Origin of the sequence: Corynebacterium sp. MSK012, from assembly GCF_030232435.1 — a bacterium.
In the GTDB taxonomy this organism is placed as follows: domain Bacteria; phylum Actinomycetota; class Actinomycetes; order Mycobacteriales; family Mycobacteriaceae; genus Corynebacterium; species Corynebacterium jeikeium_D.
This window is the reverse complement of the sequence record NZ_JASPJU010000006.1, coordinates 136,568-149,510: the sequence shown is the minus strand read 5'-3', so window position 1 is coordinate 149,510 and position 12,943 is coordinate 136,568. Positions and strand designations below refer to the sequence as shown.

Annotated in this window: 10 protein-coding genes; 9 read left to right on the top strand and 1 reads right to left on the bottom strand. The window is 59.9% G+C overall.

The annotated features are described in order from the left end of the window. Nucleotides 1-79: 79 nt before the first annotated feature. Nucleotides 80-787: a M23 family metallopeptidase gene (locus QP977_RS05505; protein ID WP_016422164.1), complete on the bottom strand. Its 708-nt coding sequence runs from the start codon at nucleotides 785-787 to the stop codon at nucleotides 80-82. A gap of 534 nt (nucleotides 788-1,321) precedes the next feature. Here QP977_RS05505 and QP977_RS05500 point away from each other — a divergent pair. The 9 genes from QP977_RS05500 (at nucleotide 1,322) to QP977_RS05460 (ending at nucleotide 12,896) form a co-directional block, all read left to right on the top strand. Beyond that, nucleotides 1,322-3,133: a cell division protein PerM gene (locus QP977_RS05500; RefSeq protein ID WP_070652871.1), complete on the top strand. Its 1,812-nt coding sequence runs from the start codon at nucleotides 1,322-1,324 to the stop codon at nucleotides 3,131-3,133. Between the two features lie 57 nt (nucleotides 3,134-3,190). Next, a complete protein-coding gene (gene purN / locus QP977_RS05495; protein WP_016422166.1) occupies nucleotides 3,191-3,844 on the top strand; it encodes a phosphoribosylglycinamide formyltransferase in 654 nt (217 codons plus the stop codon). Continuing rightward, nucleotides 3,841-5,388 carry a bifunctional phosphoribosylaminoimidazolecarboxamide formyltransferase/IMP cyclohydrolase gene (gene purH / locus QP977_RS05490; RefSeq protein ID WP_016422167.1) on the top strand — a complete coding sequence of 516 codons (1,548 nt, stop codon included), beginning with the start codon at nucleotides 3,841-3,843 and terminating at the stop codon, nucleotides 5,386-5,388. Before purN ends, purH begins: the two co-directional genes overlap by 4 nt. 199 nt (nucleotides 5,389-5,587) lie before the next feature. Further along, nucleotides 5,588-6,181 carry a TetR/AcrR family transcriptional regulator gene (locus QP977_RS05485; protein ID WP_016422168.1) on the top strand — a complete coding sequence of 198 codons (594 nt, stop codon included), beginning with the start codon at nucleotides 5,588-5,590 and terminating at the stop codon, nucleotides 6,179-6,181. Nucleotides 6,182-6,488: 307 nt separating this feature from the next. Further along, nucleotides 6,489-8,069: a carboxyl transferase domain-containing protein gene (locus QP977_RS05480; protein ID WP_049172754.1), complete on the top strand. Its 1,581-nt coding sequence runs from the start codon at nucleotides 6,489-6,491 to the stop codon at nucleotides 8,067-8,069. A gap of 54 nt (nucleotides 8,070-8,123) precedes the next feature. Continuing rightward, the gene (locus tag QP977_RS05475) at nucleotides 8,124-10,217 is read left to right on the top strand and encodes an acetyl-CoA carboxylase biotin carboxylase subunit (protein ID WP_049172756.1); all 2,094 of its coding nucleotides are present in this window, start codon (nucleotides 8,124-8,126) and stop codon (nucleotides 10,215-10,217) included. A 78-nt stretch (nucleotides 10,218-10,295) separates the two neighbouring features. Next, a complete protein-coding gene (locus QP977_RS05470) occupies nucleotides 10,296-11,465 on the top strand; it encodes an acyl-CoA dehydrogenase family protein (RefSeq protein ID WP_048731615.1) in 1,170 nt (389 codons plus the stop codon). A gap of 2 nt (nucleotides 11,466-11,467) precedes the next feature. After that, nucleotides 11,468-12,010 (top strand): MaoC family dehydratase, encoded by a 543-nt coding sequence (locus QP977_RS05465; protein ID WP_049172760.1) that lies wholly within the window; start codon nucleotides 11,468-11,470, stop codon nucleotides 12,008-12,010. A gap of 7 nt (nucleotides 12,011-12,017) precedes the next feature. Further along, the gene (locus QP977_RS05460) at nucleotides 12,018-12,896 is read left to right on the top strand and encodes an HpcH/HpaI aldolase/citrate lyase family protein (RefSeq protein ID WP_049172762.1); all 879 of its coding nucleotides are present in this window, start codon (nucleotides 12,018-12,020) and stop codon (nucleotides 12,894-12,896) included. Nucleotides 12,897-12,943: the final 47 nt, after the last annotated feature.

Genomic DNA, 12,943 nt, shown 5'->3' with positions numbered 1-12,943 from the left:
CGCGGTCAAACAGGGGCCGGTGCACAGGTAGGGCCTTCGCAGAGCGGCCAGGCTTGCTCGTACCTGTGCCGATACCTGATTAGTTCAGGTTCAGACCACGCTGGATGAACCAGGTCACCGGGTCGACCGGAGTGGTGCCATCCGGGTGGATCTCGAAGTGGAGGTGCGTACCGGTGGAGAAGCCGCGGTTGCCCATACCGGCGATGACCTGACCAGCTCGGACAGCTTCTCCGACAGCAACGTAGATGGACTCGATGTGGCCGTAGACGGAAACAGAGCCGTCGTCATGGCGAACGCGAATCCACTGGCCGTAGCCCTGAGCCGGGCCTGCATCGATAACAGTGCCGTCCATGACGGACATGATTGGGGTGTTGGTGACGTTAGCCAGGTCGACACCGTAGTGGAAGGTTCCCCAGCGTGAGCCGAACGGTGAGGTCAGCAGCCCCACGGTCGGGATGGAGAGTTTCGGAGCGCGGGCAGCCTGGTCGCGAGCAACGCGCTCCTGGTTGTACTGCAACGCCGTAGCGAGGTGGTCGCTGAGGTTAGTGCTCGGATTGAAGGAGCTGGAGGCCAGCACCATCGGAGCGTTGTTCTTCGGCTGAGCAGCGCGGGTCTGAGTCGAAGCTGAGTTCTCCGGAGCCTTATTCTCGGTCTCAGCTGCGTGGGCGACCGCGTTGGAGGAAGCGATCGTCGATGCGGACAGTGCGACCAGTGCTGCGCGAGAAGTTGCGGAAACCTCTACCTTGCGGTGCTTTCCGCCTCCGCGACGAGCATTGAAAAACGTCACTTCAATCTCCCTGCCAACGAAACTCTTTGTAACCCAACTGTTATCTAACTTCTGCGATAATAACGGTTCGATATAGGGCAAGCAACTTGTTTTTAGAGAACTTGTTCGCTGATTCGTCAGTTTCAGTTCAATAGGGCCGTGCTGTGGCCGTGGGGCTGTTGTCTTGTATCACGGATCCGGTGAAGCGCAACCGGTGTGTTGCCAGGGGATTTATGGCGGATGCCCCTTAATCGAGGGGCTGGGTAGGGGGATCGGCAAGTAGTTTCCGGGTGAACTAAGGGTGTGGTCGCGGGGGTGGCAAAAAGTAACCCATCGGCGTTGACAAATGGAAACCAAAGGTGAAGCCACTTTGGGGGGGGAGGGGGCAAAAGGAGATCGGACTCAACGGATACCGTCCGTCCTGGGATCCGTACCTTCAAATTAGACTCTGCAATGCCTAAACAAAGAGGCGTTGTATGTATGGCACTATATGGCCATGGCTGTGACGCACCCTTGCGTGGCACCCTATCTATATAGGTGGGCAATCAGCTGTCAATGATTAGACGCGGGAAGGACGATGTCACTGTGAAAGGCGCGGATTCGCGGAGAGGTTCCTCCGGTAGCGATCGAAATCGGCGAAGCCGCACCGGTGCCGGTGGCAGCGGCGGGGGTTCCCGTAGCGTCCGCAGCGAGCGCACTGCCCGCGCATGGCAGAATACGCAGGCCGGTCAGACTGGCGGTGCGCGCAGCGTCGGTGCCGACAGCAATCGAGCCGCCACGACGAAGATGAAAGCGGGGGGCTCCGGAACGTCGTCACGCAAGGGGCGTCCCTCGGGGTTCCGTCGTTTCATTAACTCGCCTCGTACACGCCGGTTTGGGCTGTCTGTTGCCGGTTCTTACGGCGTCGTATTGCTGTTCATCATCTCGGTAGCTCTGATTGGCGTCATCGTCAGTGGCGCTGGAATGTCTCCGCTTCCAGCGAGTATCGCGTCGATGTGGATGATCTTTAACCTCGCGCCGTTCCGTTTTAACGGCACGACGCTGGGGCTCACACCAGCACTGCCCGCGGTGCTGATGGTGTTGTTCATCGCCTGGCGTGTACGCCGCGAAGTCGCTGACCGCATCAGCATCAAGGATGTCCGCGCGTTGGTCGGCGCGTATCTGGGCACGCCCATTGTTCTCACCATCATCGCGTGGCTCATGCTTTACGACGCGTCGAAGGTGTTTCCCCGCGTTCAGACCCCTAGTTTCGGCCTTGCGATTGCAGCCGCGCTGCTTGTAAATCTCGTGGCCTTGGTGCTGGGAATGGGGCAGCGGTTGCTGCGTGCACTACTGCTGCGCCGGAAGCTGCCGGAGTGGTTGCTCGGGTCGGCCCGTCTGGCGGGCAGCTACGTGGCATGGCTGTGGCTGGCCGGTGTTGTGGTGACACTCGTTTCGCTGATTTGGCATCGAGAGTTGCTGGCAGAGACATTTGCAATCACGGATACCGTCGGTGAAAGTGTTGCGGTCAGCGGCCTCTCGCTGCTGTACCTGCCAAATGTGGCCTTCGGTGCTGTCGGTGTGCTGGTGGGCGGAAAATCGACGTTTGGGCCAGCGGAGGCTGGGCTGTTCGCAGTGCACCCGGCTCAGCTGCCACCGCTGCCGATTTTGGCTGCCATGCCTCAGTCGCTGGTGCACTGGGCTTTCGGAGTGCTGATTGTGCTACCGCCAGCCGTTGCGGCTTGGCGCGTCGTGGCATTCCTGAAGAAATCTGCACCGAAGCAGCCCTACCTGGTCGTCGTTCTCGCTGCCGTGTGGTCGATCATCTTCCTCATGGGGCTGGCTTGGCTGCTCGGCGGTGAGGTTGGCATCTTTGGGTGGGCCGGTGCCTCCTGGTGGCTGACTGGACTGCTCGGCTCGATGTGGCTGGTTGTTCCGGGGGCCATCGTGGTTGTTGCGATGACCGGTGTGCCGTCACTTGGTAGGGACAAGGGAGTCTCGGAAGTGGCCGCCGAGAAGTTCCCGCCGAAGCCTGCGGGAGATGGAAACGGTCATGCTGAGGCTGAGGATGCCGGCGACGCCGATAAGTCCGACAATGACGGGAGCGGTTCGGAGGAGTCGGAGGAGATTGTCGACGGGGAAGTCGTAGCGACCTCCGAAGACGAAGCCGAGTCCGACACAGAGGAGGAATCAGAGTCCGGTGCTGAGTCTGAAGACACTTCAGAAGACGCTGAGGAATCGGACGACTCTGAAGAGGATTCAGAAAGCGCCGCAGGCGGAGAAGCATCGGGCGAAGTAGATGCGACCGACGAGGACGAATCCGATGAGGACACCGAAGACTCGGAGGAAGGCGGCGACGGGGAACCGTCGTCAAGCCAAAAGAGCTAAGCCAACTTAGGGGGAGCGGAATTTGGGGTCTCTGCCGGGCTGGGTAAGCTAAACGCCGTGACTGAAGCACAGCCCGTCGCAGAAATTTCGCACAATAATTCCTCCAGCAAGCAGCTCCGCATCGTAGTCCTGGCCTCTGGCCTGGGCTCCCTTTTGCAGTCGATGCTGGAACTGCTGGACGCTGAAAAGGTTCAGATTGTCGCGGTTGGTTCGGACAAGGATTGTCCGGCGCTGGAGAGGGCTCAAAACCTCAATATCCCAACTTTTCGGGTGCCTTTCGATGCTGAGGCAAAGAAGGACCGAGAAGGTTGGGATATTCGTGTTTTAGAGGCCGTGAACAGTTTTTCGCCGGATATCGTTGTCTCGGCGGGTTTCATGCGCATTCTGGGGCCATCATTTGTGGAGGCCTACAGCAATCGCATCATTAATACGCACCCAGCGCTGCTGCCGTCCTTCCCAGGGGCGCGTGCGGTACCGGATGCACTTGACTACGGGGTGAAGGTCACCGGCACGACCGTGCATATCGTTGATAATGGAGTGGACACCGGGCCGATTCTGGCGCAACAGCCAGTGGCCGTCGAGGACGACGACACGGTGGAGACCCTGCACGAACGAATCAAGGTTGTCGAACGCCGACTCCTGGTTGATGTATTGCACTCGATTGCCGATCACGGAATTGAGCGTGACGGACGAAAGGCTTATCTGAAATGACCAACGACAACACGCAGCGTAAACCGATCAAGCGCGCTCTGATTAGCGTCTACGACAAGACTGGGCTCGAGGAGCTGGCTCGCGACCTGCACGAGGCTGGCGTGGAAATCGTTTCCACCGGTTCCACGGCTGGCAAGATTGCTGCAGCTGGCGTGCCTGTGACCCCGGTTGAGGATCTCACTGGTTTCCCGGAGTGCCTCGAGGGCCGCGTGAAGACGCTGCACCCGCGTGTTCACGCCGGCATTCTGGCTGATACCCGCAAGGAAGACCACCTGGCTCAGCTGAAGGAGCTCGGTGTGGAGGCTTTCCAGCTCGTTGTCGTTAACCTGTACCCGTTCCGGGAGACCGTTGCCTCGGGCGCTTCCTACGACGAATGCGTGGAGCAGATCGACATTGGAGGCCCGTCGATGGTTCGCGCTGCGGCGAAGAACCACCCGTCGGTTGCCATCGTCGTCGACCCGGCTCGTTACGGCGATGTCGCTACCGCCGTGAAGGAAGGCGGCTTCACCCTCGAGCAGCGCCGTGAGTTCGCTCGCGACGCATTCCTGCACACCGCTGATTACGACGCAGCTGTGTCCAACTGGTTTGTTGAGCAGCTCGGTGGCGCTGAGGGATCCACTCCGACTCCGCTGCGCTACGGCGAGAACTCTCACCAGTCGGCAACTCTGACCCGCATTGGTACCAAGGGGCTGGCAAACGCCAAGCAGCTGAACGGCAAGGAGATGTCGTACAACAACTACCAGGATGCCGACGCCGCATGGCGTGCCGCCTGGGATCACGAGCGCCCGTGTGTGGCAATCATCAAGCACGCTAACCCGTGCGGCATCGCAGTCTCGGATGAGTCCATCGCCGCAGCTCACCGCGCAGCTCACGCATGTGACCCGATGTCCGCATTCGGCGGTGTCATTGCCGTCAACCGCGAGGTCTCCGTTGAGATGGCCGAACAGGTCAAGGACATCTTCACCGAGGTCATCGTCGCTCCGTCCTACGAAGACGGTGCCGTTGAGGTGCTGAAGGCCAAGAAGAATCTGCGTATTCTCGTCGCCGAGTACGAAGCACCGACCACCGAGAACAAGTTTATCTCGGGTGGTCTGCTCACCCAGGATCCGGATACTTACCAGGCAGAGGGTGATAAGCCGGAGAACTGGGAGCTGGCCACCGGCGAGGCATTGAATGCTGAAGAGCTGGCTGAGCTCGAGTTTGCATGGCGCTCCGTCCGCGCTGTGAAGTCCAACGCCATCCTGCTGTCCAAGAACAACGCCACCGTCGGCGTCGGCATGGGCCAGGTCAACCGCGTGGACTCCGCAAAGCTCGCCGTTGAGCGCGCAAATACGCTTGCCGACGGAGAAAACCGTACTCAGGGGGCCTACGCTGCGTCCGATGCCTTCTTCCCGTTCGCTGACGGTCTGCAGGTCCTGATTGATGCCGGTGTGAAGGCAGTTGTCCAGCCAGGTGGTTCCATCCGTGACGAAGAGGTCATAGCTGCTGCCAAGGAAGCTGGCGTCACCATGTACATGACAGGTACTCGTCACTTCTTCCACTAATTCCTTACTGGATTAGGGGCTAACCGCCGCGGTGCTAACTGTCACCTCGGCGGTTTTTCTCTACCCGGACGTGTGGGGACCTGTGGGCGAGGATGTGTGTCTGTTGTCGAGCCGTGGTCTATGTGAACACACGCTGAGGGCAGGCGCTGGTGATAATTATGCAGACGAAATGGCTCCAATGCGTTTAACATAAGGGCTTATGTCACGTAGAACCGAAGCGCGACGGCGTCGAGAAGCAGAGATTCTCTCCGCTGCTGCTGCGATCCTGGCCGACCGAGGGTTTCATCAGACTCGGTTGGAGGATGTTGGCTCCGCTGTCGGCATTTCTGGCCCAGCTCTTTACCGTTACTTCAGCGGCAAGGAAGAGCTGTTGGCGCAGATCCTCATCGATATTTCTATCCGACTTGTCGATGGTGCGCGAGCAGTTCTCGATCGAGCAAAGAGCAATGATTGGGAGCCAGAGGAGACTCTTCGGGGCCTCCTTGCGCATCACGTGCATTTTGCAGTCACGGAGCCCGATCGCATTCGTGTCCAAGAGCGCGAAGGGGGAAATCTGGCGCCAGAGCAGAGCGCAAAAGTGCGTTCCTTGCAGCGTCTTTACATGGTCTTATGGGTGGACGCTCTGCGTGAACTACAGCCCGAACTCACCTCCGACGAGGCGCAGCTTAAAGTCCAGCTCACCGCTGGGTTGATTAACTCTTCCAGGCATGTGCTCAAATGGGCGGGCCCCGAGGCGACAAGGGAAAATGCCTTTGAGATGGCCCTCGCTGCGCTGGGCATTAACAACCAATAATCCGTATTCATTCTTCTGCCGTCTGGCCTCACTGTGCTCAGCAGTGTGAGGTCAGGCGGCTTTGTTGTGCGGTGCAGGGCGCTCACATTCAGTTGAATTCACCCCCGAAACAGATTTCTAGGGGAAGCATAAATCTCTATTGGAAACATGTTGTGACCTCGGGGAGAGGTGTGTATTTCAAGCTGCATAAAAGACTTCCGGGGGTGAAAGTGTGGTCTAAGAAACAAAATTTGTTGTGAGGTGACTGGGGTCACATTAATCTTTTTGTCAAGAAAGTTAATAGTCATTAACGGAAAGTATTTCGCCCATGACTCACGCTCCAGCATTGACCAACCGACAGCGCCACGAAGAGCTCGTCGCAGAGCTCAAAGAGCTGCTTAGCACAACAGCACGCGGTGGTTCCGAACGTGCCCGTGCTCGCCATATTTCCCGCGGTAAGCTGCTGCCACGTCAGCGCATCAACCAACTGCTTGACCCCGGCAGCCCTTTCCTTGAGGTCGCACCGCTAGCGGCCCACGAAATGTATGGCGGCAAGGTTCCGGCTGCTGGCGTCATCGCCGGCATTGGCATCATCGAAGGTCGTCGCTGCCTGGTTGTAGCCAATGACGCAACCGTTTCCGGCGGAACGTACTACCCGTTGACTGTCAAGAAGCACCTGCGCGCACAGGAGATTGCCAGCCTTAACCACTTGCCGTGCATTTACCTGGTCGACTCCGGCGGGGCCATGCTTCTCAACCAGGATGAAGTTTTCCCTGATCGCGATCATTTCGGTCGCATTTTCTACAACCAGGCCAACCTTTCCGCTCGCGGGATTCCGCAGATTGCCGCCGTGATGGGATCCTGTACCGCCGGTGGCGCCTATGTGCCGGCGATGAGCGATGAAGCGGTCATTGTGAAAAACCAGGGCACCATCTTCCTGGCAGGCCCGCCACTGGTTAAGGCTGCAACTGGTGAAGATGTCACACCAGAGGAACTCGGTGGCGGCGAACTGCACTCCAAGACCTCCGGCGTTACTGACCACCTCGCGGTTAACGATGCCGACGCACTGCGTCGTGTCCGCGATATCGTCGCAACGCTCCCCAAGGACCCGGAAGTTCCGTGGGACACAGAATCCACCGTCTCGCCGACTCGCAACCAGACCGATCTTTACGATGTCGTCCCCGTCGATGCCAAAGTGCCTTACGACGTTCACGAGGTTATTGAAATTATTGTGGATGGAGGTCAATACCAGGAGTTTAAGGCCGAATTTGGTACGACCCTGGTCACTGCTTTCGCCCGCATCCACGGCCACCGCGTCGGCATTATCGCCAACAACGGCATTCTCTTCGCGGAATCTGCGCAGAAGGGCGCGCACTTCATCGAGCTGTGTGATCAGCGCGGCATCCCACTGGTATTCCTGCAGAACACCACGGGCTTCATGGTTGGTCGCGAATACGAGGCCGGCGGTATCGCAAAGCACGGCGCCAAGATGGTCAACGCCGTGGCTACCACCCGCGTGCCCAAGTTCACCGTAGTCATCGGTGGTGCCTTCGGCGCCGGCAACTACTCCATGTGCGGTCGCGCATATTCGCCGCGCTTCCTCTGGATGTGGCCGAATGCTCGCATTTCCGTCATGGGCGGTCCACAGGCGGCGATGACGCTGTCGACGGTTCGTCGCAACCAGATTGAACGCTCAGGTGAGAGCTGGTCGCAGGAAGAGCAGGAGGAGTTTGAAGCTCCGATCCGCGAGCAGTTTGAGCGCCAGTCGCACTGCTATTACTCATCGGCTCGCCTGTGGGATGACGGTGTCATCGATCCCGCAGATACCCGCCGAATTCTTGGCATGGCCCTCGATGTGGCAAGTGGCGCGCCCCTGGATGAACAGGGCTTCGGCGTCTTCCGCATGTAGTAACCAGCTAAAAACTCTCGACACCGCATTTTCTGGAAAGGAAACACAGGGCACATGACAGCGCACAACACGCAGCCCCACGCAGCTGGCGGCAGCCTGAGTACCGTATTGGTCGCAAACCGCGGGGAGATTGCCTGCCGCATTATTCGAACCCTTCGTGACAACGGAATTCGCTCCGTCGCGGTCTACTCGGATGCCGATGCCGACGCCCCTCACGTCCGCATGGCGGATATGGCCATCCACATTGGCCCATCTCCGGCACGTGAGTCCTACCTGGTTATCGACAAGATTATCGATGCCGCTCGCCGCTGCGACGCAGACGGAATCCACCCCGGTTACGGCTTTCTGTCTGAAAACGCAGACTTCGCGACCGCCTGTGAGGAAGCAGGTATTGAATTCATTGGCCCACCGGCCAGTGCCATCAACACCATGGGTGACAAAATCTCCGCCCGCGCTGCCGTCGAAGCCCGCGATGTTCCCACCGTGCCGGGTCTGTCTCGCCCCGGGCTTAGCGACGAGGACCTCATTGAGGCAGCCCCATCGATTGGCTTTCCGGTACTGATTAAGCCGTCGGCAGGCGGTGGCGGCAAGGGGATGCACCGCGTGGAAAACGCTGCTGACCTGCCGGCTGCGCTCGCGACGGCCCGTCGTGAAGCGGCGGGTGCCTTCGGCGATGACTCCCTGTTCATCGAGCACTTCGTCGACACCCCGCGGCATATCGAGGTGCAGATTCTCGCAGATAAACACGGCAATGTAATCCACTTGGGCGAGCGTGAGTGCTCGCTGCAGCGACGCCATCAGAAGGTCATCGAGGAAGCACCGAGCCCTCTGCTGGATGAGGAAACGCGCAGCGCAATTGGTGAAGCGGCCTGTGACGCGGCCCGCTCGGTCGGCTACGTCGGCGCGGGCACGGTGGAGTTCATTGTGCCGGCGAAGGACCCGTCGTCGTTCTTCTTCATGGAGATGAATACGCGCCTGCAGGTTGAGCACCCCGTGACTGAGCAGGTCACCGGCCTGGATCTGGTGGCGCTGCAGGTTGACATTGCCTCGGGACGCCCACTGCCGGTTGCTCAGGAAGATGTAACTCTCACCGGTCACTCGATTGAAGCTCGCGTGTATGCCGAAGACCCGGCGGCGGGATTCCTGCCCACCGGTGGCACGGTCACACGTGTCGTCGAGCCGAGCGGGGCGGGAATCCGGGTGGATTCCGGCATTGTCGACGGTTCCGAGGTCTCATCTCTCTATGACCCGATGTTGATGAAGATCATCTCCCATGGGGAAAACCGTGAGCAGGCGCTCGAGCGGTTGGACCGAGCGCTCGGAGACACCGTTGTCGCAGGTGTCGGAGTCAATATCGACTTTTGTCGCTACCTGCTGAACGTCCCCGAGGTTCGCGCCGGCGATCTTGATACCGGTCTGCTCGACCGCGTGGCGGAAGGCTTCGCCACCTCCGAAACACCGGACGATGTCTACCTCGCCGCTGCGATGGACTGGCTGACTTCCCGCTTTGAACAAGCCACCGACTCACCGTGGCTGACCCCGGATGGCTGGCGTGCCAGTGCGCCTGCCGCGCAGCGCATTCGCTTTGGGGCAGGGGAGGACTCGCGTCTGATCTCGATTGTGGGCACCCCGGCGAGTGCTGACGTCGTTGTCGGTGACGTAGTCGCAGGTCTGTCGGCCGAAGCGGAGAACGAAGATATCGACGTTCCAGAACCGCGAAATTACAAAGTTTCGGTCTTTCGCGACGGGGAACATCTGCGCATCGTCCGCGACGGAGTCGCACAGCACTTCCTGGTCGAGACCATCGACAATGCGGGGTCGGCGAACCACGAAGAGTACGTCGTCGCCGGTGCCCACGGCACCTGGGTATTGCCCCGCACCGAGGTAGTCACCACCGGCGCCGAAGCCGATGCCGGTGGTTCAGGGGTTATCCAAGCTCCGATGCCCGGCGCGATTATCGCGCTGGCGGTGGAGGAGGGAGCCCGCGTGGAAGCTGGTGAGGCTCTGTTGGTCATGGAGGCCATGAAGATGGAGCACACTCTCACTGCCGAAATTGCAGGTGAGGTTAGCTTCACCGTCGCGCCGGGCGATCAGGTCGCCGGTGACCAGCAGCTGGCCGTCATCACCGTGGCCGAAGCCGAGGAATAAAAACCCACACAAAACGCACCAATCAGGTCCCACACCAATCAGGTCCCACACTTACAAAATCTTTAAGGAGCACTCATCATGTCCGAAAGCACCAAGATTGCAACCGCCATCCTCGACGACGAATACGTGGAACTGCAGAAAGTAGTTCGCGAATTTGCCAACGAAGTTGTCGATCCGGTTTCCGCCGAGCATGACCGCAACCACACCTTCCCGTACGAGATTGTCTCGCAGATGGGAGAAATGGGCCTGTTCGGTCTGCCATTCCCTGAGGAAGTCGGTGGCATGGGCGGTGACTACCTGTCCTTCGGTATCGCCCTGGAGGAGCTAGCTAAAGTCGATCAGTCGGTCGCTATCACCCTGGAAGCTGGCGTTGGTTTGGGAGCCATGCCAATCTTCCATTTCGGCAATGACAAGCAGAAGGAGACCTACCTGCCCGAGCTGACTGCTGGTAAGAAGCTCGCTGGCTTTGGTCTCACCGAGCCGGATGCAGGCTCCGACGCCGGCGCCACCCGCACCACAGCCCGTGAAGACGGCGATGATTTCGTCATCAACGGCGCCAAGCAGTTCATCACCAACTCCGGCACGGATATTACTTCGCTGGTTACTGTCACCGCAGTCACCGGCCAGAAGGAAGATGGCAAGAAGGAGATTTCTACCATCATCGTGCCGAGTGGCACGGAGGGCTTTGTCGCGGAACCGGCTTACGACAAGGTCGGTTGGAATGCCTCCGACACCCACCCACTGACCTTCACCGATGTTCGCGTCCCGCAGGAGAACCTGCTGGGCACCCGTGGTCGCGGCTTCGCTAACTTCCTGTCCATCTTGGCCGAGGGGCGTGTCGCAATCGCAGCGCTTGCCACCGGTGCTGCGCAGGGTTGTGTTGATGAGTCGGTCCGCCACGCCAAGGAGCGCCACTCCATGGGCCGTGCGATTGGTGAGTACCAGGCCGTTTCCTTCAAGATCGCACGAATGGAAGCGCGTGCGCATGCCGCACGTATGGCGTGGTACGACGCAGCCGCAAAGATGGCCGCGGGCGCAGAGTTCCGTCGTGAAGCGTACATCGCCAAGATGATTGCCTCGGAGGCTGCGATGGACAACGCGCGCGACGCGACGCAGATTTTCGGCGGCTACGGGTTCATGAACGAGTACCGCGTGGCACGCCACTACCGCGACTCCAAGATCCTGGAGATCGGCGAGGGCACCACAGAAGTGCAGCTCATGCTGATCGCGCGCGGATTGGGGCTGTAAAAATGGCTGACAACAACGCAACCGAAGTCACCCACGACGTCGTCCAGCGCGGACTGTGGTTCGAAGAGTACGAGGTCGGCGCGCGCTACCTGCACCGTCCGGGGCGAACCGTCACTGAAACCGATGACGTCCTCTTCACGACGCTGACCATGAACACCCAGCCACTGCATCTGGATGCGCACTGGTCGAGCCAGCAGCCGGGATTCGGCGGCGAGCGTCTGGTCAACTCCATGTGGACGCTGTCGACGGTTGTCGGGCTGTCCGTCGGGCAGCTGACGCTCGGCACCATCGTCGCCAACCTCGGCTTCACCGAAGTGGCGTTTCCCGCACCGATGTTCCACGGCGACACCCTGTATGCAGAGACCGTCTGCCGTAACAAGCGTCGGTCCAAGTCTCGCCCCAACCAGGGCATTGTCGAGCTCGAGCACATCGGTCGCAATCAGGACGGCACGATCGTCTGCCGCGCCGTCCGGTCCACGCTCGTCCAATGCGCACCGACTTCGCTTGACGACGGCTCCGAGAACGCAGCTTCAGCGGGGAAGTGAGTGGCTCATGTCTACGCATAAATCCTGGCAGCCGCTGGGCCCTGCAATTCTGTTTGCGCCGGCAGACAGGCCGGAACGATTCGCTAAAGCTGCTGACCGTGCCGACATGGTGATTCTGGACCTGGAGGACGGCTGTCGCGCAGAAAACCGTGAGGCTGCCCGCGAGGATATCGCCTCCTGTGACCTCGACCCGGCCCGCACGATTGTGCGTGTCAATCCACCGGAGGTTGAGGACTACGCAGCGGATATTGACATGCTGCGTGGCACCGCTTTCCGCCAGGTGATGCTGCCCAAGGCTTCCTCGGCTCAGCAAGTGGATGAGTTGGTAGCGGCACTGGGGGAGAAGACCCAGGTCATTGCCCTTATTGAAACTCCGCTTGGGGTCATGCGCGCCGAAGAGCTGGCGCAGGCCGATGGTGTCGTTGCACTGTTCTGGGGCGCAGAGGACCTGGTGGCGGGATTGGCGGGAACGTCATCACGCTTTAGCGAAGCAGAGGCTGCACTCGCGCCGGGCCGTATCCATGCGGGTAGCTACCGCAGTGTGGCGGTACATACCCGCAGCCACGTTCACCTGGCTGCAGCGGCGCACGGTAAGGCCAGTCTGGATTCCATCTACGTCAATATCTCCGACGCAAATGGGCTAGCTGCGGAGGCCGCAGATGCCGCTGCGTTGGGATTTGCCGCCACCGTCTGTATCCACCCCGGTCAGGTCCCGACAATCCGCAAGGCTTACCGCCCCAGCGACGAGGAGATTGATTGGGCGCGTCGGCTCTTGGCGGAAGCGGAAAAGAACACCGGTGCCTTCAGCTTTGACGGCCAGATGGTGGATGCGCCGCTCTTCCGTCAAGCAGAAGCCATTGCTCGGCGAGCTGCTGTAACCGGTTAGTCCCACGGCCGGTAACGACCACTGATTTATCCCCCTAAAGAACACAT

Bases quoted from the DNA above. Each gene is read 5' to 3' on its own strand.
- QP977_RS05500 (WP_070652871.1), top strand. From the start codon at position 1,322: ATGATTAGACGCGGGAAGGACGATGTCACTGTGAAAGGCGCGGATTCG.
- purH (WP_016422167.1), top strand. From the start codon at position 3,841: ATGACCAACGACAACACGCAGCGTAAACCGATCAAGCGCGCTCTGATT.
- QP977_RS05485 (WP_016422168.1), top strand. From the start codon at position 5,588: ATGTCACGTAGAACCGAAGCGCGACGGCGTCGAGAAGCAGAGATTCTC.
- QP977_RS05480 (WP_049172754.1), top strand. From the start codon at position 6,489: ATGACTCACGCTCCAGCATTGACCAACCGACAGCGCCACGAAGAGCTC.
- QP977_RS05475 (WP_049172756.1), top strand. From the start codon at position 8,124: ATGACAGCGCACAACACGCAGCCCCACGCAGCTGGCGGCAGCCTGAGT.
- QP977_RS05470 (WP_048731615.1), top strand. From the start codon at position 10,296: ATGTCCGAAAGCACCAAGATTGCAACCGCCATCCTCGACGACGAATAC.
- QP977_RS05465 (WP_049172760.1), top strand. From the start codon at position 11,468: ATGGCTGACAACAACGCAACCGAAGTCACCCACGACGTCGTCCAGCGC.
- QP977_RS05460 (WP_049172762.1), top strand. From the start codon at position 12,018: ATGTCTACGCATAAATCCTGGCAGCCGCTGGGCCCTGCAATTCTGTTT.